This window comes from Beggiatoa leptomitoformis, assembly GCF_001305575.3.
In the GTDB taxonomy this organism is placed as follows: domain Bacteria; phylum Pseudomonadota; class Gammaproteobacteria; order Beggiatoales; family Beggiatoaceae; genus Beggiatoa; species Beggiatoa leptomitoformis.
The window spans coordinates 3755932-3780466 of the sequence record NZ_CP012373.2 but is presented as its reverse complement, the minus strand read 5'-3'; the positions used below and the strand labels follow the sequence as shown (position 1 = coordinate 3780466).

Annotated in this window: 23 protein-coding genes and 2 pseudogenes; 8 read left to right on the top strand and 17 right to left on the bottom strand. The window is 40.8% G+C overall.

Annotated features, from left to right (window positions below):
• Window positions 1-57: 57 nt before the first annotated feature.
• Window positions 58-564 carry an ankyrin repeat domain-containing protein gene (locus tag AL038_RS16105; RefSeq protein WP_062154551.1) on the top strand — a complete coding sequence of 169 codons (507 nt, stop codon included), beginning with the start codon at window positions 58-60 and terminating at the stop codon, window positions 562-564.
• 152 nt (window positions 565-716) lie between these two features.
• Here the strand turns inward: AL038_RS16105 and AL038_RS19025 are convergent.
• Window positions 717-953, bottom strand: a pseudogene (locus tag AL038_RS19025) (hypothetical protein); the annotation flags it as partial.
• 92 nt (window positions 954-1045) lie between these two features.
• On the bottom strand, window positions 1046-1459 hold the full coding sequence (locus tag AL038_RS16095; RefSeq protein WP_062154549.1) for a hypothetical protein: 414 nt from the start codon (window positions 1457-1459) through the stop codon (window positions 1046-1048).
• Window positions 1460-1634: 175 nt separating this feature from the next.
• On the opposite strand from AL038_RS16095, the pseudogene AL038_RS16090 reads away from it, so the two are divergent.
• A pseudogene (locus AL038_RS16090) lies at window positions 1635-2361 on the top strand (IS5 family transposase).
• Window positions 2362-2659: 298 nt separating this feature from the next.
• On the opposite strand, the gene AL038_RS16085 reads toward AL038_RS16090, so the two are convergent.
• On the bottom strand, window positions 2660-4441 hold the full coding sequence (locus tag AL038_RS16085) for a tetratricopeptide repeat protein (protein WP_062154545.1): 1782 nt from the start codon (window positions 4439-4441) through the stop codon (window positions 2660-2662).
• A 336-nt stretch (window positions 4442-4777) separates the two neighbouring features.
• Here AL038_RS16085 and AL038_RS16080 point away from each other — a divergent pair, with 336 nt between their 5' ends.
• Both AL038_RS16080 and AL038_RS18195 read left to right on the top strand, forming a co-directional pair.
• Entirely contained in the window at window positions 4778-5086 is a 309-nt protein-coding gene (locus AL038_RS16080; protein WP_062154542.1) for an HdeA/HdeB family chaperone, read from the top strand.
• Between the two features lie 150 nt (window positions 5087-5236).
• Window positions 5237-5416, top strand: coding sequence for a hypothetical protein (locus AL038_RS18195; protein ID WP_062154540.1), 180 nt, complete (start codon window positions 5237-5239; stop codon window positions 5414-5416).
• A 225-nt stretch (window positions 5417-5641) separates the two neighbouring features.
• Here the strand turns inward: AL038_RS18195 and AL038_RS18980 are convergent, their stop codons facing one another.
• Both AL038_RS18980 and AL038_RS16070 read right to left on the bottom strand, forming a co-directional pair.
• Window positions 5642-5749 (bottom strand): IS1/IS1595 family N-terminal zinc-binding domain-containing protein, encoded by a 108-nt coding sequence (locus AL038_RS18980; RefSeq protein ID WP_145917122.1) that lies wholly within the window; start codon window positions 5747-5749, stop codon window positions 5642-5644.
• Window positions 5750-5804: 55 nt separating this feature from the next.
• Window positions 5805-8129, bottom strand: a complete 2325-nt coding sequence (locus tag AL038_RS16070; RefSeq protein ID WP_062154538.1) for a DNA translocase FtsK — start codon at window positions 8127-8129, stop codon at window positions 5805-5807.
• 250 nt (window positions 8130-8379) lie between these two features.
• On the opposite strand from AL038_RS16070, the gene trxB reads away from it, so the two are divergent.
• Both trxB and AL038_RS16060 read left to right on the top strand, forming a co-directional pair.
• On the top strand, window positions 8380-9336 hold the full coding sequence (gene trxB / locus AL038_RS16065; RefSeq protein WP_062154536.1) for a thioredoxin-disulfide reductase: 957 nt from the start codon (window positions 8380-8382) through the stop codon (window positions 9334-9336).
• 125 nt (window positions 9337-9461) lie between these two features.
• A complete protein-coding gene (locus tag AL038_RS16060) occupies window positions 9462-10661 on the top strand; it encodes a type II secretion system F family protein (protein WP_062154534.1) in 1200 nt (399 codons plus the stop codon).
• A 412-nt stretch (window positions 10662-11073) separates the two neighbouring features.
• On the opposite strand, the gene AL038_RS16055 is transcribed toward AL038_RS16060, so the two are convergent.
• The 8 genes from AL038_RS16055 to AL038_RS16020 form a co-directional block, all read right to left on the bottom strand.
• Complete coding sequence (locus AL038_RS16055; protein WP_062154532.1) at window positions 11074-11469, bottom strand: VOC family protein; 396 nt, start codon at window positions 11467-11469, stop codon at window positions 11074-11076.
• A 133-nt stretch (window positions 11470-11602) separates the two neighbouring features.
• A complete protein-coding gene (locus AL038_RS16050) occupies window positions 11603-12637 on the bottom strand; it encodes a DNA cytosine methyltransferase (protein ID WP_062154531.1) in 1035 nt (344 codons plus the stop codon).
• Between the two features lie 141 nt (window positions 12638-12778).
• Complete coding sequence (locus AL038_RS16045) at window positions 12779-14197, bottom strand: ATP-binding protein (protein ID WP_062154530.1); 1419 nt, start codon at window positions 14195-14197, stop codon at window positions 12779-12781.
• Window positions 14194-14856, bottom strand: a complete 663-nt coding sequence (locus tag AL038_RS16040; RefSeq protein WP_062154529.1) for a response regulator — start codon at window positions 14854-14856, stop codon at window positions 14194-14196. Before AL038_RS16040 ends, AL038_RS16045 begins: the two co-directional genes overlap by 4 nt.
• A 25-nt stretch (window positions 14857-14881) precedes the next feature.
• Window positions 14882-16084, bottom strand: coding sequence for an adenylate/guanylate cyclase domain-containing protein (locus AL038_RS16035; RefSeq protein WP_062154528.1), 1203 nt, complete (start codon window positions 16082-16084; stop codon window positions 14882-14884).
• A gap of 78 nt (window positions 16085-16162) precedes the next feature.
• Window positions 16163-16714 carry a diheme cytochrome c gene (locus AL038_RS16030; RefSeq protein WP_066246156.1) on the bottom strand — a complete coding sequence of 184 codons (552 nt, stop codon included), beginning with the start codon at window positions 16712-16714 and terminating at the stop codon, window positions 16163-16165.
• 27 nt (window positions 16715-16741) lie between these two features.
• Entirely contained in the window at window positions 16742-17146 is a 405-nt protein-coding gene (locus tag AL038_RS16025) for a DUF1924 domain-containing protein (protein ID WP_236839411.1), read from the bottom strand.
• A gap of 43 nt (window positions 17147-17189) precedes the next feature.
• Window positions 17190-18323, bottom strand: a complete 1134-nt coding sequence (locus AL038_RS16020) for a cytochrome b/b6 domain-containing protein (protein ID WP_062154526.1) — start codon at window positions 18321-18323, stop codon at window positions 17190-17192.
• A 363-nt stretch (window positions 18324-18686) separates the two neighbouring features.
• On the opposite strand from AL038_RS16020, the gene msrA reads away from it, so the two are divergent.
• Window positions 18687-19157 carry a peptide-methionine (S)-S-oxide reductase MsrA gene (gene msrA / locus AL038_RS16015; RefSeq protein ID WP_062154524.1) on the top strand — a complete coding sequence of 157 codons (471 nt, stop codon included), beginning with the start codon at window positions 18687-18689 and terminating at the stop codon, window positions 19155-19157.
• Window positions 19158-19239: 82 nt separating this feature from the next.
• Here the strand turns inward: msrA and AL038_RS16010 are convergent, their stop codons facing one another.
• Genes AL038_RS16010 through AL038_RS15995 form a run of 4 tightly spaced genes read right to left on the bottom strand, consistent with a single transcriptional unit; the run spans window position 19240 to window position 23399 of the window.
• Entirely contained in the window at window positions 19240-19713 is a 474-nt protein-coding gene (locus AL038_RS16010) for a DUF2269 family protein (RefSeq protein ID WP_062154522.1), read from the bottom strand.
• Window positions 19714-19745: 32 nt separating this feature from the next.
• Window positions 19746-20675 (bottom strand): hydroxymethylbilane synthase, encoded by a 930-nt coding sequence (gene hemC / locus AL038_RS16005; protein WP_062154520.1) that lies wholly within the window; start codon window positions 20673-20675, stop codon window positions 19746-19748.
• A 19-nt stretch (window positions 20676-20694) separates the two neighbouring features.
• On the bottom strand, window positions 20695-21039 hold the full coding sequence (locus AL038_RS16000; RefSeq protein ID WP_236839409.1) for a DUF6867 family protein: 345 nt from the start codon (window positions 21037-21039) through the stop codon (window positions 20695-20697).
• 5 nt (window positions 21040-21044) lie between these two features.
• Window positions 21045-23399 (bottom strand): DUF5682 family protein, encoded by a 2355-nt coding sequence (locus tag AL038_RS15995; protein WP_062154517.1) that lies wholly within the window; start codon window positions 23397-23399, stop codon window positions 21045-21047.
• Between the two features lie 320 nt (window positions 23400-23719).
• Here AL038_RS15995 and AL038_RS15990 point away from each other — a divergent pair, with 320 nt between their 5' ends.
• Window positions 23720-24496 (top strand): tetratricopeptide repeat protein, encoded by a 777-nt coding sequence (locus tag AL038_RS15990; protein ID WP_062154515.1) that lies wholly within the window; start codon window positions 23720-23722, stop codon window positions 24494-24496.
• Window positions 24497-24535 lie beyond the last annotated feature (39 nt).

Genomic DNA, 24535 nt, shown 5'->3' with positions numbered 1-24535 from the left:
ACACTTTTTACTATTTGATGACACGCTCTAGTAGGATGTTCTGCTTCACAAGAAGAAATGGATTGGACCGTTATATCTACATCTGGCTATATCGTAGGAATGCAAAAGTTGCTAACTGCAGGTTTTGACATTAATACGCAAGACACCAGAGGAAATACGCCATTGCATTATGCTTGTGGGTGGGGACTCAAAGATTCTGAACGTCAGGCAAAACGGTTCGGTATACCACTAAACCAGATGGAAATTGAACATGCTGACTTTGTAGTTTTTTTGTTAAAAAATGGGGCGAATCCTAATATTCACAATAAGCAACAAGAGACACCTTTAATGTCGGCAATCTATCATGGGAGAATAGCAACCATTAAACATCTTTTGAATAGTGGGGCAAATGTAAATTTTCAAACAGATAGTGGGTACACTCCCTTAATGTTAGCTACCTATCATTGTTATCAGGATATAGTGCAGCTATTACTCGACTTTGGTGCTGATTCCTCAGTAAAAAAGACAGTGAATTCTTATGGGGCAACTATGGATGTAACTCAATACCAATGTAAAACTAAATAGAGGGGCATTACCCACCTTACTACCACTAAAGACAAGGCCATTAGTTATTCGTTTTGTTTCTGATTACATTCTGAAGAATAGTATAGTAAACGCACTATAAAACGATGCGAAGGACTGGCAATCCTGTGAGGACTGCCAGTCCTAAATTTAAATCACTTTGTGGTACATTTACTATATTGTGCGTTGTTGAGGCGGTTTCCATTGGCATCGTATTGATAGGTTTCTGTGACTGTGCCGTCTTGTTTGACTTCAATTAAGCGTCCTGCGAGGTCGTAACTGTAATCAATACTGTGGGTAATGCCTTCTATCGTTTCTAATTTCTGGGTAATTCGTCCTGCTTTATCGCGAGTGTAATAAACCTGATACAGGGGATTATTGGCACAAAGTGCGGTTTCCGCGCTTAGTTCGCCAAAAAGGCGGTTAAAAAACGCTTAAATAACTTAAAAATCTGTGTATTATGGTGCGTTAATGTTAGTTAGGGTTACAAATCCCGACTAATCAGGGGGTCATAAGTAATTATTGTAAAACCATGTAACTCAGCAGTTACCAAATCAATAGGTAAAGATTCCCCATAAAAACTAAGTTCTAAAAAATTAAATGAGGTTCTATCTTCCGTTGCAAATAAAACAATGCTACAACCTGTTCCTGGAAGTAAGGGATGTTCGGCATCAGCATAATATGTGCAGTCTAATTTTCCCAAACGTGAGTTATCAAATGGTTCAAAATCTGTAAATGAACCCGAACAAAGACTTGGCATTATGGACGAAGTAGTAAATGTGCGTTCCTTAACAATGAGTTGGTGAAGTACAACATTTGCCATTGTTTCACCAAAATGACTACTTAAAATATGAAACATAATATGATGTTCTAATTTAGATAATTCACCGATATTCAAGAAAGCACCTCCATCATTTATTTTAGGGAGTAAATACAGTTGAAAGTTTGGCTACACCGTCAATTATTCTCTCACAAGCGGTCATATTAATACCTTCAACAGTTAGGGCGTGTCATTAAATAGTAAAAAATGTTATATTATAAGTATATATCCAGATATCACCAAGGATAAAACAATGAGTCGTCGTTATGCCTTAACAGATGAACAATGGTCAAAACTAGAACCGCTACTCCCTGGACGTAAAGGACATGTTGGAATGACAGCTAAAGATAACCGCTTGTTTATTGATGCTGTTCTATTCCGTTATCGCAGTGGCATTCCTTGGCGCGACCTTCCCGAACGCTTTGGTGATTTCCGTGTTGTCCATACCCGCTTCAGTCGTTGGTCTCAGAAAGGTGTCTGGGAACGTGTTTTCAAGATACTAAGTGCCGATGCTGATAACGAATATGCCATGATAGACAGCACTATAGTGGCGGTGGCGCGGATGAAGCCATTGGGCGTAGTGCAGGGGGGTTAAGTACCAAGATTAACTCCGTTGTTGACGCACTGGGCAATCCGACCCTTTTTTTTTGACTGCGGGACAGGCAAGCGACCTTGAAGGGGCTGATGTCCTTATTCCACAGATAAAGGCAAACGCTTTATTGGCTGATAAGGCTTATGATGCAGATGAACGAGTTAGAAGTGTATTAAAACAGCAAGGCATAGAACCTGTGATTCCGTTCAAGAGAAATCGTTTAAATCCACCTTATTATGATAAAGTCCTTTATAAGGCACGTTATTTAATCGAGCATTTCTTTGGTAAATTAAAGCAATACCGTGCAATAGCTACTCGATATGATAAACGCGCTAGGAATTTCTTAAGTGGGGTCTATTTGGCTTCTACCTTGATTCTTTTAGCTTGAACCTTTAACCCTTCTTATTTGATGACAGGCTCTATATTTCCTCTCTATTACATCAAAAATATAAAGCCTTGTCGGGCGGATTGCGCGGTGATTAGGAACATGTGGGATTACGCAAAAACAATTGCGTTAATTTTTCTGGGATTTCATTAATTGGCTTGTCGCTATAAAATAGCTTAAGTACATGATTTTAATACTATTAAATAAAGACGTGGCAGGGCAACACCCACCCTACCGCGAATACGGATATCATCGCCTCTAGCGGTGTTATCCATATTCTTTCAGTCTCAAGGTATTACGGTTATTTTGTAGTACCTACCGATGAGTATTGTTCCGATTGGATTGTTTTGAGATTTTCCAACACAATCGCATTATTTGGGTCTATTTTTAGAATTTCCTCATATATCTTAATCGCTTCTGCCTCGCGACCAGTTGCTGCCAAAATACTGGCTAAATTGGCTCGCGCGGTTAAGCCTTCAGGATAATATTCAATCGCTTGACGATAAGCAGCTTCTGTTTCTGCATATAAGTGCTGTTCGTAAAAAATATTTCCTTGATTAACAAGAAATTTAGCGCGGTCAAATGGGCGCAAGCTCGGCGAACTGAGGGCTTGATTGATTAAGTTATTCGCTTGGTCGTATTGTTTTAACATGCGATGCGCTACAACCATATTCAGCATGGTTTCTACAGTGATACGCACAGATTGGGTGCCGTCACTGTTGGTAATCCGTGTTACTGAATTTTGTAAGGCTTGTAATCCTTCGGTTGGGCGATTTGCTTGAATAAGGTGTTTACCCAAAATAACCCAACCCCGTTCTTTTTTGGGCGATTTTGTGGTGTTGTCTTGCCATAATGCAATGGGGTCACGCCATAATTGATTACGTTGCCATGTGGTAATACCTAATGTTATTAGTATGATACTAATAAGAATAACGGTATGTCGTTGGTCAAACCATTGAAAGACCACTTCTAATAAAAACCATCCACTCAGTAAACATAGCCCTAAATTGGGCAAATATGTGCGGTGTTCAAAAACAACGTCGGTAATGGGTATAACACTAGATTCAACCAGATGAGCAAGGTAATAAAATAAAATGCCTAAAACTAATAAGGGTAAACGTCTTACTTGAGAAAGTGCAAAACCGATTACCATTAAATGTCCTGCTAAAGCAAACAAAACTTGTCCATTCCAAAAACTGGTGGCTAGTGGATAAAAATAATCAATGTGTTGTCCAACAGGAAAGAAAAATAATCCGATATACGCCCATAACACACTGAATTGTGTTGCTAAATAAATTAGACGCGAAATTTCTTGTGTTTCTTGGGTAAGTGCTTGCATTGCCTCTAAAGAAAAAGGGTTGTATCCCAAGATAATGGTTATCAACACCGCCCCTGCTATTAATCCAAGTACCATAACCCCTGCGGCTATTTTTAAGCGTTTTATATGTAAGGGGAAACAGAGTAATTCTAATAAGAGAAAGGCTAAGGGAAGCGTTGCCGTGTTTTGTTTGGTAAAAAAAGCGCAAACACATAAGATTAAACAAGCTATTAACCATATTGTTCGTTTGGTAACGGTTGTTGCTAAACGGGTTTGTAAATAACAGGCTAATGCGGCGATATAAAACAACGCAGCGAGCGACGCTAGACGTTGAACAATATAAGTAACCGCTTGCGTTTGTAGCGGGTGTAACACAAACAACAAGGCAACAAGAATGGGTAACCATAATATACTTTGTTCGGATAAATGATGGCGCATGGTGGGTGTCTGCATCAAACTGCGAACAAACGCGAAAACAGCCACGCCCGCTAATGCGTGTATCGTAATATTGACCAGATGATAGCCAAAAAGTTCAAACTGATGAGTTTGAAAGTTTAAGGCAAAGGTGTAATACCCCAAAATACGCAGTGCCGAAAAATTCCATAACTCAGCAAGCGTGCCTTTCCACTGATAAATAACGGGGTTTTCTTGAATCGATGAAAAATCATCTAAATAAAACGGAACATCTACGGTTTGCGCATAAACAGCAATAACGGCAATTATTATTAAAAAAACTTGAACATACCAACGCGAAAGCAAGTGCATTCCATGAATCCTAAAGCGTTATGAAAGAATAGATTGATTGAGTAATGCTAAATAATGGCTGAATTTTTCCTTCTTCACCCCTTTCTATCAGCAAAGAGAAGCACGTAAACAAGGAAATTGCGAAGGAATCTTTTCACTACCATAGATTTTAACGTGCTTATGAGTGAAAAACATCTCAGATTCAAAATACATAATGTTATCGCTAATAGTTCACCACTAAAAATTATGAGGACACCGCTATTACTCGGCATTTTTTATGCTAGAGTAAATGCACGGATAACGGCATGTTATCTGTTTATCACTTATGCTTAATTTACCATCTTAACGGAGTCGTTTATGAAAAAGTTGTTCGGTGCAATTGCTTTATTGGCTTGCTTAGGCGCAACACCTTTAGTCAATGCCGCTGGTGCAGTGGACTTAAAAAACATGACTTGTAAGGATTTAGATGGCATGGATAAAGAAACGGCATCTATGATGTTGTTTTGGTTAGATGGTTATTTATCAGGGGTAACAGACGACACTTCTTTTGACCCTGCGTCATTAGGTGAGTTTGTCAACAACTTGGCAAAAGCCTGCTCCGATAAACCTGATGGTAAGGTATTGGAATTCGCAAAAGAAGTTGGTATCTCTGAAAGCAAGAATTAAATAAGTCTAGTGAGTCCTCTTCCTGCTTGTTGTCACACGACAAGCGGGAAGTCATGTTTAACATTTTTTTTATAATGGAGGTTTTTATGTCATCACCATACACGCACACACTGGATTATCGATGGTATTATTTTTACAAGGAAAATAGCTATGCCCAATTACAAAGCCATGCCGTCCAAACAACGGCAAGTTGTCCACAACCCCATTGCTCGCGCCCCCATTTTGCGTAAAGGTGGCGTACACGAACAATCCAAAACAGGTAAACGGATGAGCGATAAACAATCGTTAAAACGCACCTTATGTGATTGGTTAAAAGGAGAATACGAATAATGATGTTGTTTTTACAAGTAATGAATTTACCCCGAATATTTCCCGCCCGCTATATCCCGCCATACAATACTCAGCGATGTCTTCCTCCACATCGCTGATTTTCCCCCACCTTAAACCGCGTTGTTTCTCTTCCCTTCTGTATTATCCTGTCTATATTTCAACTATATTTTCCAATCTTTTGATTAAAAAATATTAATTTTTATCGTATTTCACAAATGACGGTTACTATACAAATCTCCGTCCGCATTCGCGACATTTGTAGTTTTGTGTCCCTGTGTGGGGTTTTCCATATTTCACGATATGTGTCACTTTACAACTAGGGCAAGTTAGCATTTTAGGGATTCTTCTATTTCTTCTGTTTTTAATATCACCACTTCTTTAGCGTTACCTATTTTTCGTTGATGGTGATTTCTAAATCAATATAGCGCGGTGTTGCTTTACTGCGTAAATCGGTCAGAACGGCGTGTACTTCTTCTGCGGTAACAACGCCACCATGTACGCGCACCGGCGTGCCTGTTCCAGCCGTGTTATAAAGCATATCCCCTTGACCTAAAAGAGCTTCTGCACCCATTTGTCCTAGAATATTCCGCGATTCGCTTTTATTGGTTACTTGTAAGGCAATCCGCGTTGGTAGGTTGGATTTCACCATGCCTGTAATTACGCTGACACTGGGATATTGTGTGGCTAAAATTAAGTGTATCCCCGCTGCACGGGCTTTCTGTGCTAAACGGGTGAGATGTTCCTCAATTTTTGTCCCCATGTCCGTTAATATCAGTTCTGACAGTTCAGCGACAACAAAAATGATGTAGGGCAAGGTTGCTTGGCTGGCGGCTAAATTCTCTAAAAATGCTTGGCTATCAGGGTTTAACAAGGATTCATTATAGCCTTCTATATTTCTCACCCCTGTATCTGCCATTAACCGATAACGCCGTTCCATTTCTTGTTCACACCATTGTAGGGCTTGTAAAGCAGCTTCTTTGTTATGAATCAAAGGGGTGAGTAAATGGGGGATGCCGTCGTAACTGTTTAATTGTTTGGTGCTACTGTCGACTACAATGAACTGTAATTCTTTGGGCGTTGCTTTGTACAGCAGGCTTAATAATAGGGTGTGTAAAATGGTTTGTTTTTCTGTAGGCGAGCTACCTGCCATCAGTAGGTGTGGAACACGTGTTAAATCAATAATAAATGCGTGACCACGTACATCTTTACCCAAGACCAATGAAAGCGGTGATGTATTGTCTTGATAAGTAGTCGCATTGAGTAGTTCGCTTAAATAAACGGTTTCACGTTCAGGATTAGGAATTTCTACCCCAATAACGCCTGTTTGTGTTTCTACCATGCGCACTTTTTCAATATTCAGGGATTGGGCGAGTAATTGGCTTAATTCTTCTAGTCGGCTGGCATTGACTTCAGAAAACATTTTTACTTCAAAGCCTAGTAACACAGGGCCGGGATAAACAATGCGTACATCCGCATCAACGCCAATATGTTGAAAGGTTTCTACCATCCATTCTTTTAGGCTGTCTTCGCTGCTCTTGTCCATAGCAGGTGCTGGATTCAGTAGGGCTAAATCGGGCAACACAACGGGCGTGTAAGAGGTGGTAGTACGTAAGGTTTCTTTTTCTAAAGGAACTTCTAAACGGGAACGCGTTGGTTCTGAGTGTTGGTGTGGGGAAATAGACACGTCAGGCGGTGCGGTATAAACAATATCTGTTAAAGTTGGAATATTATTTGTGATAGGCGGTGTTACGCTGGTTTCTTTAGGCGTGAGTTTGTCAATGACGGGCGTTTTTTCCTTGTCTATCGCATCTATTGCTATTTCAGGGTTTATTGCGTCGTTTTCTTCCTTGTCTTCTGTTTTTGTGTCTTCTTCCTCTTCATAATATTCATACTCTTCATAATATTCACGTTCTGCCCGACGCGCCTGCCATTTCTGCCATTTATCCCATAATAATGCCATTAATGATTTAATCGCTGCCCAAAGAAACAAGAGGCTTGCAATAATAAACAATATACTTTTTTTAATCAGTAAAAATAAATGCTTAAGATAGATAGCGATTTGTGGAAAAACGTGAGAAACCAAATATTGTTCAACAATGGGCATATATTGCAGGGTATGAAAGCCTAATGTGTCCATTAAGCGCAACCATGACAAGCCTGTTAATAGGGTAATGCCTGTAAAAAATAGCGCGATTAATAATAAAGTTGCCCCTAATTGGCTAAAGACGGCTTGCAAGGTTTTGCCTATAGCAATTCCTAAAATACCGCCTGCATGACTGGGTAATAACATCCCCTCCGCAGAAAAATGCACAATGGCTAAACCACAGCCCGCCGTCAGGGTTAGGATAAACCCAATGCCTGGCACTATCATTGTTTTTGGATCAGCTAGAATATCGAGATGACGACCCCTATAAATGATAAGACCCATCTGACCGATGATAATAGGAAATAGGAAAGCGAAATAACCAAACAGATAGAAAAGCAAATCGGCTAACCATGCACCAACAACACCGCCTTTGTTATGCACTTCTATCGCTTCCCCTGTATGTGACCAACCGGGGTCTAGGGGGGAATAAGTGCTTAAGGAAAAAAACAGGTATAACGCAATAAAGCAGAATGAAATTAACATAATTTCACGCAACCCATGTTTAATGCGTCCCTGTTGCGGGCTGTTAGAAATAGGGGCTTTTCGAGTACGGCGGGCTTGGCTCACGCTAAATCCTCAATCTATATAGTGATTCTGTTAGGCATGTCCAACCAGCTTCATACTATCTTGATAGCGTGGTTAGAATGGACAATATTAACAGGGTTTTACAGTTTTATTAAAGCTGATACGCTATCCTATTGAGTTACAAAAAAGATTCCGCTAATTGGTTTCTTTACAAAATAACTTAACGTAACATGTTGTTGTTGAGTTATGCAGTTATTATGGATGAAATTATAACATTTACTGGGAGTGATACATGAGCGAAGTGAAACATAGTCGTTTACTCATCTTAGGGTCTGGTCCAGCGGGTTATACTGCGGCTATCTATGCAGCTCGTGCAAATTTAGAGCCTGTTCTTATCACGGGTATGCAACAAGGTGGACAATTAACCACAACAACGGAAGTGGATAATTGGCCAGCCGATGTGGACGGTGTACAAGGGCCTGAATTAATGGAGCGTTTTCAGAAACACGCGCTCCGCTTTGATACAAAAATTATTTTTGACCACATTAATAAGGTCAATTTACAAACCCGTCCGTTTCAACTCGTAGGCGATAATGGACAATATACTTGTGACGCACTCATCATCGCAACTGGCGCGTCGGCTCAATATTTAGGTTTGCCTTCTGAAGAAACCTTTATGGGTAAGGGCGTGTCAGGTTGTGCCACATGCGACGGTTTTTTTTATAGAAACCAAAAAGTTGCTGTTATTGGTGGTGGTAATACAGCGGTTGAAGAAGCTCTTTATCTGGCTAATATAGCCTCTCATGTAACCGTGGTTCACCGTCGGGATAAATTCCGCTCTGAAAAAATCCTGATTGACCGCTTAATGGAAAAAGTCGCCGAAGGCAAAGTAACCCTAAAACTTAATAGTACCTTAGATGAAGTTTTAGGTGACAAAACAGGCGTAACAGGAATGCGGATTAAGCACGTTGAAACTAGCGCGACAGAAGACATTCAACTCATGGGTGTGTTCATTGCAATTGGGCATAAACCCAATACTGACCTGTTTACAGGACAATTAGACATGTCTAACGGCTACATCAGCGTAAAAACAGGCACGAGTGGCAATGCTACCGCGACCAGTATTGATGGCGTTTTTGCTGCGGGTGATGTTGCTGACCATGTTTATCGTCAAGCCATTACCTCCGCAGGAACAGGTTGTATGGCGGCATTAGATGCAGACCGCTATCTGGAACAATTAGCAAAGTAATCTAAAAATTAACTCGTTCAGACGGATAATATTTATTCATTGGATGTTATCCGTCTTATAAATCCAATAGATGCTATCCCTAATGCAAACATAAACCACATGAGAAAATCCAACCGTCAAACACCATGCGTTATAAATACCAAGCATTAGACCAACAAGGGCAAGAAGTTAGCGGTATTTTAATGGCAGAAACAGAACGTGAAGCCTCACGCCAACTCCAAAAACGCGATTTAACCCCGCTCGTTTTAACCGCCCTCAACAACGCCACTAAAAACCAAACCAAAACGGGTAAACCTAAACGTCGTGATTATCTGATTGTTCTTCATGAACTCGCCACCCTGCTAGAATCCGATGTTTCTTTAATAGAAGCCGTCGACTCCCTCGCCCACTCATCCCATCATGCTTTTATTACCCAAGCCTTTGCCGAGATTGCAAGCCAACTCCGTCAAGGTACAGGCTTTGCCGTCGCCCTACACAAAAGCCAATTACAACTCCCTTGGTATGTATATCAACTATTAGAAGCAGGAGAATTAACGGGTAAAGTTCCTACCGCCTTGCGCGATGGCGTTGAACAAATGGAATATGAAACCCGTGTCGCAGGCGAGCTACGCAATGCCATGATTTATCCCATTATACTCATTTTATCGGGCATTGGTGCGGTACTAATGATTTTTACCGTTGTAGTGCCTCGGTTTGCCAACATTCTAAAAACCCGTGGCGACAATATCCCCTTTCTCGCAAAAGCCGTCTTAGAAACAGGAATGTTTTTAAATACTCATTGGTTGTGGATAATCACAGGGGTGAGTGTTATCAGCTTCTTACTGGCTTATTTACTCAGTCAAGCCCGTGTTCGTCAACAACTACATGATACGGTTGCGCGCTTACCCCTACTCGGGGTTTGGATTGTAGAAGCTGAAACTGCCCGTTGGTCGGCAATGATGGGAACATTGCTAGAAAATCGCGTGTCTTTGGTTCGCGCCCTAGAATTGGCGGGACAAGGGGTAAAACTGCCAAGCTTGCAAGCCCGTTTAACCCAAGTAAATAAAGCCGTGCGTATGGGAACAAGTTTGTCACAAGCCCTACAAGATAATGAAGCCCTAAGCCCGACAGGACATAATTTAATCCGAGCAGGTGAACGCTCTGGACAATTACCGAAAATGTTAAAATCATTGGGAAAACTATTAGAAGAAAGTGGCAGAACCCGCATGAAACGGATGCTTGCGATTATTGAGCCTGTTTCTATTTTAGTGATTGGGGGCGTAATTGGCCTAATTATTACAGGGGTTATTTTAGCGATTACCAGCGTCAACGATATCAAGTTTTAACAATGTATCAAATGCAAAAACAATCACACCTGATACATTTAATTAAGCTAAAACAGAAAGATATATACAATAAAGGTAATTCCAACAACGGTGTACCAACTGGCGAGTTTGGGAAACTCCTTGCCTATATAAAATATATCAAAACCTTTAAAAGCCCACCATACCAAGGGGAGTAAAAGTAACAGAATAAAAATAAATGTAATCATCAACTATCCTCTGTTGTTGAAAATTTGAGCCGTGCTAAATCAGCTTACTAGTCGCTCAACTGTCTCAATTCTAACGTTACTATCAGCCTATCCCACATTAAGATTCATTGATAGATAGCAAGATTAAGTGGAATATCCTGACCTAAAACGCTTATCCATTCAGTGGCAGCAAGACGTAAACCTTTTATTTTGTTGCTACTCACCCTTTATTGATACCGTCCTAACCGTTGCAACACTTCTATTTCATAACCATCAGGGTCTTGCACGAAAAAGAATTTTGCTAACAATTCATCCGCTTCTTTAAATTCCACAATATCTCTTGGTGCAAAACCTAATGCTTTAAACCGTGCATATTCAGCGACAACATCAGCGACAGAAACAGCAATATGTCCATAACCACTCCCATGTGTATAAGGCTCGCTACGTCCATGATTAAGGGTTAGTTCTAGCTCGACAGGACATTCAGCATTGCCTAAATAAACCAAGGTGAAATCGCTAAACTCGCGTCGTGCAGTCACTTCAAATGCAAGAGCTTGTTGATAAAATTGAATAGAACGGTCTAAATCCAGAACGCGAATCATGGTATGTAAAAACGTTGCCATTAAAAAAAACCTCTGGTTTAATGTCAAGGATAAGCCCACGTAGAATGCACTAGGTACGTATTTTCACACCGTAATGCACCCCATGCGGGCTATATTTAGTAAAACTTAAAACTAAAATACACTTTGGACAACATCAGTATTCCATAAGTGTTTCAGACGAACCACTCCGTTGCATATCGCTCTCTTTTTTATCTTCCAATTGTGCCTTAATTGCATAGGCTAAATGATATGCAAAACGCACAGGAACAGCGTTGCCAATCATCTTATAACCATCAGCAACCATCTGATAATGAAAAATAAAATTATCTGGAAATGTTTGAATCCGCGCACATTCTCGCACACTTAAGCGACGATATAGCACTTCACTTTCTGCTGCAAAGACAAATTTATCTTTAGCCACATACTGCATTTTAGGTGCTTGCGGATGAAGCGGTGCATGTCTTCCCCCTGCTTGAATAGTAAAAGAAGGTTCATCCCATGCACGTACCCGATTGCGTGACATAAATATGCTAGAAAAGCCACCCAGCATATATTCATGATTAGCTACATTCATTGCTGGATTAGTTCTATTTTTTTCTAAGGCAGCAACCGCGTTTGTGTGTAAATCAAAAATAGCTTCTTTTAAACACAATTTATGTGTAAGGCTTGGGGGAAAAACGAATTTCTTGCCTAAATCCTTACGAAATCCAACAAAAATAATCCGTTTTCTATCTTGTGGAACTTCATAATCATAAGCATTTAATAATCGGTATTCGACGGTGTAATTTGCCTTATCAAACGCTTGTAAAATATTTTCTAAGGCTTGTTTATGTTTACTGTGCAACATGCCAAAAACATTTTCAGCCAGAAAAAATAATGGCTGTTTTTCAGATAGCAAGCGCACATAATCTAAAAACAATTGTCCACGCGCATCTTTAATACCCCGTTGTGTGCCTGCCTCGCTCCAGCTTTGACAAGGCGGGCCGCCAATCATGCCGATAACATCAGGAATATCCTTAGATTCAATTTGTACAATGCTGCGGGTGTCTAAGTAGGTTTCAGGAAAATTAGCGCGATGGGTTTCCCAAATACTGACATCATATTCATTAGCCCAAACAATGTTAAAGCCCGCTTGTGTAAACCCTAAATCCAAACCACCCGCACCCGAGAATAAAGAAGCGATTTTCATATAACCCGACCCAATTCGTTTGTAGGTGTAAATTTAATACTTTCTACCTGTTGAATTTCTACGTAAATAGATTTTTTACCCCGCCAAACAATTATTTTTCACGTTTTAAATTCTGGGTCAGACATTATATTTAATCATGCCTCATCCTTGTTGATTTGGCACTGTCTGAAAACTAACACAGACTTTTAAGCCTTGGTGATTGTCCGCTGTAGAAAGTGACAAGGTCGCGTGATGCAATTCTGCAATCCGTTTGACGATTGATAAACCTAAACCACTGCCTTTAATATCCGCATGATTTCCCCGCGTAAACCTTTCAAATACACGTTCATACTGTTCAGGTGGGATACCAATTCCATTGTCTATGACACAAATAATGATGTGTTGTGCGGTTACTTTAATTTCAATCGTCACAATGCCATTTATAGGTGTATAGCGGATTGCATTGTCAACTAGGTTACGCAAAAGTAAATACAGCGCGTCGGTGTTGCCTTCAATCGTTGCAGATTGGTTGCCGCCTTCTAACCCCAAATCTATGTTTTTAGCGTGTGCTGCAGGTATCTGATCACCAAGTACGTCTATACATAAAGCAACTAAATCAACAGGGGCCGTCTGTTGCGCATCTTGAGCATCCATGCGGGCAAGGGCTAACAATTGTGTCACTAAGTGTGAGGCGCGGTCCATACCGAGCAGGGCTTGTTGAAAGGCTTGTTCTCGTTGCACGGCATCACGTGAGCGTTGAGCGACTTCTATTTGCGTTTTAATGCCTGCTAATGGGGTACGCAATTCATGTGCTGCATCGGCAGTAAACCGTCGTTCATTTTCAAAAGCATGATTTAAGCGGTTGAATAAATTATTTAAGGCATCTAGCAGGGGTTTTATTTCTTGTGGAATCCCTTGTACTTTAATGGGATGCAACTGGGTAAAATCCCGTTGTGTAATTTCCATTTGTACTTGTCGTAAAGGTTCTAAACTTCTGCCAACACTGAGCCAAAAAGTGATGCCCAATAAGGGTAAGGAAAAGAGAAAAGGACTTAAAACAGAAAATAGAATGTCATCAATTAATTCGTCTCTGACGGCATAACTTTCACCTGTTTGGACAAACATTTTACTGTCTGAGTCGTATAGGTCAAAAACTCGCCATGTTTGTTCGCCAATTCGTTCATCTCGATAACCATGATCTTCTTCATCATCTTTATCACAAGCATTGTTACCAATAGGTTCATCATTAATAGGTGGCGTAAATTTGGGGGCGGAGGCGGAGCGAAATTCTTTGCCGTCAGCAAAGTAAATAATAAATGCAATATTGGTTTCGTAATGATGCCCATTGCGTGTTGAACGTTTTATAACAACATTTTTTTGTAAAAAAGGCACGTCCAATTTATAGCTATGTTGGATAAGACTTAAGAGGGTGCGCGCGGTTTGCGCGAGGTTTGCATCTTGTATTTCTTCAATTTCATGTGCGGTTTCTTGTTCAACCCAAATAACAATAACCCCCCAACAGGCGATTAATGTACTGCCCAGTATAAGAAGTAATCGTTTGCGTAAAGAATACTGTTTCATGGTGATGCTGTAACCATATACCCCACCCCCCGCACGTTTTGAATCAAATCTTTGCCTAGTTTTTTGCGTAAATGATGAATGTAAACCTCTACTGCATTACTTTCAACAAATTCATTCCAACCATATAAACTGTCTTCTAAACGGGCGCGTGACAATACTTTACCTTTGTTTTCTAATAATATTTTTAAAATTGCAAATTCTTTAGGTGACAGGGTAATGGCTTCATCCGCAAAGGTGACATAATGGGCAGCGGGGTCTAAACATAAATCCCCATGCCACAATTTAGGGTTAGCGCGTCCATTCGCACGACGTAATAAAGCCCGAAGCCTTGCAAGTAATTCATTAAAACTAAATGGTTTTACAAGATAATCATCAGCCCCAGCATCTAACCCTAAAACACGGTCATTAACCGTATCACGGGCAGTTAGCACCAAAACAGGAATGGTATTATTCGCCAATCGTAACTGTTTTAAGAGGGTTAAACCGTCTTTTTTAGGTAAGGCTAAATCTAAGATTAAGCCATCATATTGTTCTGCCTGCAATGTATGTTCAGCTTCTTCAGCCGTTTTTACCCAATTAGCCGCGTAACCTTCTTGATTCAATCCTGTTTGTACGCCATCGCCAATTAATAAATTATCTTCGACAACCAAGAGACGCATAACAATATCCTTTAAAATAATAAAGTTAAAGACTAAAAACCAATAAAGGTTCAGTTTTTCCTTTCATGTGAATGGTTCTTTGGGCTTGCGTTGTTGGTTTAACCGCCAGATGATTAAAAACAGCCTGAGAAACCAATAATTCACCCCGTGTTGCTTGTTCACAAATCCGTTTTGCGGTGTTTACCGTATCGCCAATCACATCATAGGTTTTCATTTTATTACTGCCTAATAATCCTTCAACCAATGCCCCCGTATGTACGCCAATACCCACACCTAAATCATAACAAGCCAATAATTGTACTATATTTTTTTGTAAAAACTGTGCGACAGACAGGGCAGAAACGGACGTGCGAAAAACTATCATAATTTCATCCCCTGTTAGCTTAACTTTAATCGCATCCGTTCCCGTCCATGCCTGTTCTGCGATAGCACAATAAGCATTTATCATTTCAACAACCATTTCAGGGGATTGTGCTTCACTCCAATGTGTAAAACCGCGTATATCCATAAACAACACGGTACGTTCCCGACGGGTTAGGCTCAATTTTGAAGGGTCAGCAACAGCAATTGCTAACATATCTTGTCCTAACAACCATTCGGAATAACGCTGTAACTGCTCACTGGTTGCCCGTAATAAACGTAAAAAGGATTCAGCGTTATATTGTGCAACCCCTAACATAACGCCTGTTAACGTAGTCGTGAGGGCTAAAAAAGTATGACTACCCTCTGTAAAAAAAAGGGCGAGATTGTAATCATTCTGATAAGTTAAAATGCCATAAATCCAATACATTACTAAAATTATATTCACCCGTAATACACTTTCTAACACCATTAAATAGCGTTCAAAAGACAGGGAAGTATGTAACCGTAAACTTTGTAAAATTCCAATGCCTAACGCAAAACCCCACATCGCAATATGGTTAGGTTTATCAAAAAAAATAACGCCATCTTGAGACATTTCCGCCACTGTATAAATCAGTACAACCACCAAATTGCCCAAAAAAGGACGGGGACACCCTAAATAACGCGATGTCCCCAAATAAGTGGCTTGTATAAAACACGCACAAATTAAGACATAAATATCTGTTTCAGAAAAATAACTTTTACCCTCTAATAACAATTCTAAAAAAATATTAGCGACGGAAAAATGCACCGTATTTGTAAAAAACTCTTGAGTTATCAGCTCACCGCGTGTGCCATGTAGCCGATGGTGCAATTCTCTATTCATAATCGCTTCAATTATTTTTAAATACCAACTGAAGGAGTCAAAAAATAATTTTTAACTCCTCACCTATAAAGTTAAGAATTAATCATCATCCCAACGACCATGATTAGGAATATCAACGGTTTTTTCGCTGTACAACCCTTTTTCGGCGGTAGTATGACAAGCATCACAACGGCTGAAAGATTTCACATCAGGATTTCCCGCAACCAATTTTGCAGGAATTTCATCATGTTTACGGCGGAAATAAGCCGTTTCAGTAATCCGCAACGGGGTTTCACTGGTTTGCAAACCCTTCAGTATTGTCTTACCTAACTTACTTTGCCCCTTATCAGCCGCATTGTCTGTTAAATAACTTAAAATGGCTTGCTGTTGTTCCGTCGCCAACTCCGCATTTTCACCAAAATGCTTATCCAAACTGCCCATTAATGCCGTCCATGAACGGGCAGGCAATAAAGCGGGTTGATAAGCAAAATGACAACCACCACATTCTTTAACATAATCTGCGTTTAACGTACTTTGCACATTACCACCCGTTTCCCTTTCCTCGCGTTCACCACGTTCACCGGCAAACAGCGGCGTAGTTACGATACTTAACGCAGTCAACAATAACAGTATTCCTGTTTGATATTTCATCAGCTTAACCTCTCTTATTAAAAAATATCATTGTGCTTGAATGTAACTGAGGACATCACCTTTCTCTTGCGGGGTACATTCACGCCCCATCGTCCATTTACAGTTACGCAATAACCATTTTTGAATGTCTTTTACATTACTTAAACGCGCAGAATTAACAGACGGCGCAAGTGGTTTGATGAGTTTGCCTGTTTCCATGTGTTTGCCCTCAGCGCGCAAATCAGCGGTATGACAGTTAGCACATTGCCGTTCTTTACCCGATTGTGCGTCTAGCGTGGATTGTTCCCACACCTTTTTCCCCGCTTCAACACTAAACGCGCTGGCACCTGCTTGGCGATACTCATTTAACAACTGGTCAACCGCCTCCGTTGCCTGTGCCGACAGGCTGGAAAATAAAAGTAATAAAATAAATAAATTACGCTTATACATCATAAATGTCCTTGCAGTGAGTAAAACTAAAATATTGTAAAAAGACTTAAGGGATAGCGGGATAGTGCATAGCACCGTCCTCAAACGTTCCCTGCTCCGCGTCCAAATGACAAGCCGCACAATTCGCTTTTTGTTTCACCAGTGGTAATTGCCAATACGCATCAGGTACGCTGGCATGTTTCGTTTGCCAATAATAAGTGTCTGTAATTCGTTGCGGGGTTTGAGTGGCGGGTGTACTACGATTGATATGCCATGCCGCTTCACTTAACTGTTTTTCTGCGGCATTAGCTTGAGCAAACGCTTGTAAAATAGCCAATGTATCGGGTTCTAATGCTAAATCGTCGTTAAAATGTGCTGATGTTTGTGTTAGCAAGAGTTGCCATGAACGGGCGGGCAATAAGGCGGGCGGATAGGCAAGATGACAAGCACCACATTCAGCTTGCCATGTTGTATTGATAGGTAATGCAACACCTTGAATAGGAATATAAGGCTTATCAGCAGTTTGCTGAAAATAACCCCAAAAGTAAAATACACCACTGGCGACCAGCGTGATAACAAGCAAACTAGCTAGAAAAAAATGTTTTGAAACAATAGGATGTTTAATTGATACAGGTGATATTTTATAGCCACTAATCATTGACTGCACAAGGTTTTCATCGTGAATAATACTTTCGGCTAATACCCCTGCAACATGCACCGCAATGGCACCCAACATTAACCATGCAACCACTTTATGTGCTTTGTGTGCGATTCCACCCATATTAAAGCTAAACCAACCTGCCAATATGCCATGCTGCTCTTCCCCCCATTGGGTTAAAAATCCAGTTGCAACAATTGTAAAGGCAAGAGATAACAGGAGAAAAACCGCCCAGCCACCAATAGGATTATGTCCTAAATAATGTACCCGCTGTGCTGTTAGCAAGGTTTGCAAATAACGCAAAACGGTAGGAATGGAGTACGCAAATTCTGTAAATCGCGCGTAATATGAGCCAATAACCCCCCAAATTAAGCGAAAAACTAATAGGGCGAAAAAAACATAGCCCGCAAAAAGATGGATATGCAAATAACGGTCATCCCCATGCGTAAACCAAGCGACAGCAAAACTCAGCGCAAATAACCAATGAAATAAACGCGTCGGCAAATCCCAAACCCGAACAACCTGCAAAGAATCAACGTGCATTTTTTATAACCATCTTAAATATCAGATAGTATTGCACTATAAACAGGTTGACTTAATAAAAACTTAAATAAAAAGACCAAAACAACAGAGATATAGCTAACGCACTTTAAAATGATTATTGTAGGGTGGAATAGGCGCAAGCCAGTGCAAGCTTTCTGCATAAACTCAGCTATTTTTGGCGTTTTATGGTGGAATACGCTACGCTATTCCACCCTACATTAAGCTGCTTTTTAAGTTGCGTTAGCTATACCATCGTCTCAAATAGTGTTATCCATCTATCTGTATCAAAAAATACTGACTTGATAACCATTATTACCAACACAATCTCATTTCCATAGGAAATAACATGAGGAGCAAGCAATAATGTTAGAAAAAGCAACCTTTGGCGCGGGATGTTTTTGGGGAATAGAACAACGGTTTCGGCAAATACAAGGCGTTGTTGATGTCGCGGTTGGCTATGCAGGCGGGCATCTTGCAAACCCTGATTATGAAAGCGTTTGTACAGATAGGACGGGTCATGCGGAAGTTGTACAAATAGAATTTGACCCCGCTATTGTCAGCTATGAACAACTGTTGGCGGTTTTTTGGAATTGTCATAATCCCACAACGTTAAACCGTCAAGGGCCTGATACGGGGACACAATACCGCTCAGTTATTTTTTTTCACTCGCCCGCACAAGAAGCCAGTGCCATTGCTTCAAAAATCGAGTTGGCAAAAAGTGGACGTTATGCAACGCCGATTGTAACGGAAATAGTTGTTGCACCAACGTTTTATCGTGCAGAAGAATATCATCAACAATATTTAGCAAAACGGGGCGTAGCCTATTGTCACTAGCTAAACATAATCGCTTGATAAAAATTTTAAAAAAGTGTACTCAATATTTAACAAGGTGCGAATTCATTCGCACCATAAAATGTTACACAGGCTTAAACACCATCCAATACAAATTTAATAACGGCAATAACGTTGCGATTGTGCCAAATATCAGCCAAAAACGTCCTAGTTTCCAATAAGTATCAGGAATAATACCATCCACTGCAAACTGTTTTGCCATGCGTGCTTGTTTGATTTGAATAGGAATTAAAATAAACAGCCAAATTAAACCCGATAACAAAAATAAGATATTTCCCCATAATAACCACTTTATGTGCATAAGCTCTAAACTTCCTACCATTGCCGTACCTAACCCTGCAATAAATAAAAAGGTTGCACCACCCGCAGTAAAAATATAATCGGTTAATGTAACTTGCCGTTGTGCAAAAGCGATAATCGCAGGATGGCGGGTTCTATCTGCCATCGTTTTCCACCAGCCTGTGATAATGATATTTCCCAAAAACAATATAATACCTAAAATATGTAGGCTTTTAAAAAATAGGTAAAGATTAAACATATTATTTACCCTAATTTTATTTTAAATCTGTTTTAGGCATTATCAGCGGCTAATGCTTGTAATAACTGTTTTGCGCCTTGTGCTAATAAATGCTGAGCAACCATTTCACCCAATAAAATGGCGTTATCTATCCCACCAACGGATTGCGCCCGTAAAATCTGTTTGCCCGCAACATCCGCGACTAAACCGCGCAAAATTAGTTCATCACCCACGATTTCCGCAAATCCGCCTATAGGGACTTGGCAACTCCCTCCTAAACGGGTATTAATCATGCGTTCAGCAATAACCCGTTGGTGCGTTTCTGGGTCATTCAAAACGGCAATTAATTGATTTACTTCTATATCATCGGTGCGACATTCTACGCCTAACGCGCCTTGTCCAATGGCGGGCAGAAGTTGTTCGGCAGAAAAAATGCTCCGAATTCGTGATTCTAAGCCCAACCGTTTTAATCCACTAACAGCTAAAACAATGGCATGATATTCACCATTATCTAATTTGCTCAAGCGTGTACCAACATTGCCACGTAGCGTGCGAATTTGTAAATCAGGCCGCAAGGCTAATAATTGACATTGTCGCCGTAAGCTGGATGTACCAACAATTGCGCCATCGGGTAAGTCTGCAAAATTGGCATAGTCATTAGAAACAAAAGCATCAAATGGATTTTCGCGTTGCATAATCACAGGCAAGTGTAACCCTGTGGGAAAATCAATAGGCACATCTTTCATAGAATGGACGGCAATATCGACGGTGTTTTCTAACAATCCCTGTTCTAATTCCTTAACAAATAAGCCTTTACCGCCAATTTTTGCTAAGGGTGCATCTAAAATTTTATCCCCTTTCGTCGTCATTTCAACAATTTCAATGCTTAAGCGGGGATAAATCTGTTGTAGCGTATCGCGGACATGGTAGGCTTGCCATAAGGCGAGAGGGCTTTTACGGGTTGCAATGCGAATTTTATTCATAGTTAAATTAAGTAGATACCTATACAGATTGTTTTTCCCGCCAGTTTAACGGGGTCACTTTTTCATACAGCCAAGGGTATTGTGTCACCATTTTATGCACTTGCATTAAACGATAACCTAATAATGCAAATCCATAAATTAATGCTAAATCAAATAAATATCCAAGAATAGAGAGTAAATCTTGTTGAAAGAGGGCAAAGAGGATAAAGCGTTCAAAAATGGTTAATAATGCGCTATATCCAATGAGTAAATGGATGGATTGCCATTGTCCTGCAACTGCACGTCCCATCATGTAAGCAGCAGAGCCAAACAGTAAGATGGATACAATGAAAAAAACCAGTAGTGAACCAGAAAACATATTCATTATCCTTATGATACTAATGGATAAATTAAACCTAACATTTTAGCAAGTAGTGGTAAAACTTTATTCGCATTTTCTGCATTAAAATCGTTATTAATCACAGCAACGCTTGTTGTTGTCTGTTGATAACCTTGGGCGGCACGCTCGCCAATGCGGAGTCGTTCTGTTTGCGAAAAACCGCTAAATGTCCGTCTTAATAAGGGTAAAAGATGCACAAATGTGTCTTCGGTCAGTTCCACTAACCAGCGGTCTAACAGTTGTAATAATTCATCGTCATGCAGTAAAACTGCGCCACTGCCTTGTAAGAAACCACCAATCCACGCGCCAGAGTAGGCTGGTTCGTTGGCAGAAGAGAGGGCTAAACTTAAGGCGGTCGCAACAGCATCGCTATCTATAACATGGGCGTTAGCAAGTAAGCGACAACAACCGCCCCCCACAAGTCCATGTAATCCAATTTGTTGCACGAGGCGTTGCAATGTTTTTTGCCAGTCGCTGGTGTGTCCCGCGTTTTGTAGTAAGTTAATCGCGTTGTTGGTTTGGGTAAGGTGTTGATACATGGCTTCTGCCGCATCATCATCTAAGGCACTGCACGCATTAGGTAAACCGATACATATTCGGGTGATAAGTGTGGCAACAACGTGTTCAATCGCGGTGGTTTTAAAACGGCGCACAGTGCCATAACGCAGGATATTTGCGAGCGCAGGTAAGGCTTCCATTAATTCTGCAACATCATGGGCAAGCGCGGTTTTTTCTTCTAAACAACGCATAGCAACTTGTATTGCTTGGGGCAATTCTGCCAGTAATACATCGTCTAGTAGTTGGCTGATAGTGGATAGGTTGGGGGCTTTTTCGAGCGCGTCGCAGATATAACGACTACTGGCTTCTACAACCGTTCCGCCCCAGATGCTGACTTCTACTAAACGAATAGCAAATTCAGGTTGCCATTGAATTCGCCAGCTTTCTTTAAATGTACCTTTTGCCGAGCCTGAGCCATATAATATTCCCCACTCGATTTTTAATAAGCGTAAGCGATGAAGTAGTTGCGATTTAGCTAAATCATTATCTTTACGTAAATCCAGTTCAATATCTTTTTCAGAGGCTTCTGCTTTTAAGCGCAACTTTTTTTGTAACCGGAGCAAATCTTGTTGCAAGGGAACGGTTGGCGCGGTGCTAGGAACGCTACCTAACCGATTATTAATCATTAATTTATCGTGAATAAGCATTAGCGGGGCATCATTGCCAAAACATAAACCTGCTAATGCGGCATCATTTAATTCTTCTAAATCGGGTAAGGGTTTTTCTCGCAGTGCTGCGAGGGCTTCGGCTAAACGTATCGAGTCGATAACGCTAGCCGTTGGTGCATCTAAGCCTGCACCATTGCGTAATTGTTGGGCGACTTTTGCTAACCAGCGGGTGCTGATGTTGTGGGCGCGTAGTTCTGGGCTTGTGTGTGATTCCCACAGGTGTTGATACCAACCAGGAGCGTGTACGCCTGCACCGTAACCGCTAGCGTAGGTGAGGCGTTCATAGTTCCAAGGAACCCATGTAGCTTGTACTTTGGCTTTTGGTAGGCCTTTTAAAACCGCATCATCGGCTTTTGCTGCCACTTCTTTTGCTAATGCAGGGACATGCCACGCGCCACAAACGACGGCAATGTTTTCATGTCCTGCTTTTATAACTTGGCGTAACGTTTTACGCATCCATGCTTCGCGTAAAATTTCTCGTTGTTGTCGTTTCTCATCAGGGTGTAAGGTATCGCCTAATTCTTCGCGCAATGCAGTCATAGCCTCTTCAATGCCTTTAAACAGGGCTAAACTGCTCATATCAGACCGTTGTTCTACCATATATTCCCACCAACGTTCTCCATCTTGAAAACCTGCGGCTTCGGCAAGTAGGTCTAACGGGTCTAGCGGATAATGAGATACAGCAGGAACTTCTATTATATCCGTAGCTTCTGACGCGGTGGTTGTTTCGGGCGTTAATGTCTCGGCAGGTTCTTCGGCTTGCGCTCTTAAAGCTTCTGCGGCAACAAGGGCGTGGGCTTTATTGATAGCTATTTGATGGGTTTGTGGTAAATCCATAAAATGCACAGCAATATTATTTTTTAGTGCATATTGAATGGCTTGCCATTCTGGCGAAAATTCAGCAAATGGATAAAAAACCGCCTCTTCTAGTGCTTCTGTGTCGTAAAACAGGAGGGCAACGGGCGGTATCATCTCGGGGTCGGTAATAAATGGGAGTAAAGCCTCACCTTCTGAAGGGGCTTCAATCACAATCGCGGTGGGTTTAATTTCGTGTAAAGCCATCAATAAACTCCGCGCTGACCCCGCGCCATGATGACGGATACCAAGTAAATGAAGCATCAGAATTTACCTATGAGAATGTAAAACACGCGTAATATGCTTGAATCTTTTTTTTAAGTGTTTTTTAATCGCCGTGAGACACAACGTATTTTTCTCGTTGTAAGTGCGGTTGTAGATAGTGCCAAGTAATGAAGGATAAAAAAGAGTTCATTTTTAATCATAGAAATTTCCTTTCCGCTGAATTTTTTGGCACTACCCAAATTCATTCACCTGTTTAACTTAGTTTAAGTCTATAGTTGTGAGTATATTAGCACTGACAGCGCGGACAATATTATGTTTGTTAGCTTATCACAAGTACAACCAGATTTGAGGGTACAACTATGTTACTGAACAACCTAAAATATTTACCACTGGCTATTTATTGCTTGCCTTTCTTTTCTCAACCAGTTGAATCTAAAGAAAACCCTCAACCACCGTATATTGCTTATGAAAACCGTGAGGGCTTAACCTTTAAAACCGCAGATTGTGTGAGTGCGGTGGAAAAAGTGTTGGCAAAAGATGGTTTTCAACGGGTTATTGCGAATGCGAATGGTGAAATTTTAGCAGCTTATACCAAAGTTGAAGACTATCAGTTTAAGGCTATTGTGAGTTGCATGGGAAGTTATGGCGTGTTGCGGGTGGTGATAGTCACAGATTTATCAGGACAGGGCAGTAATAAAGCCCGTAGTCTCACTCAAGGGATATTGCAAGCCTTAGGCAGTACTGAAAAAACGGGGGTTGTCGCAGCCGAGGCTGTAGCAAGCAGTGTAATCAAACCGCCGTCGATTAAAGGTGCTGAAGAGTATGAAAAAGGCAACCATTTTTATGAAGGTAACGGCGCAATACAAGATTTTAATCAAGCAGCAGAATGGTATAAAAAGGCAGCCGAACAGGGAAATAGTGACGCATTTTTTAAATTGGGCACGATGTATTATTACGGTTATGGCGTAACGCAAGATTTTCAACAATCGTATATTTGGTTTTCTCTAGCAGCAACCAGTGGTAGAAAAGATGCAGTTAATGCGCGTAATGAAGTGATGGAAAAGTTGACAAAACAACAAATCACCGACGGACAAAAGCAAACTAAAAAGTTGTATGAACAATATGTGAAAAAATAATGCGTGTAACCGTTAGAGGCGTATATAAGTCTGTAGGTA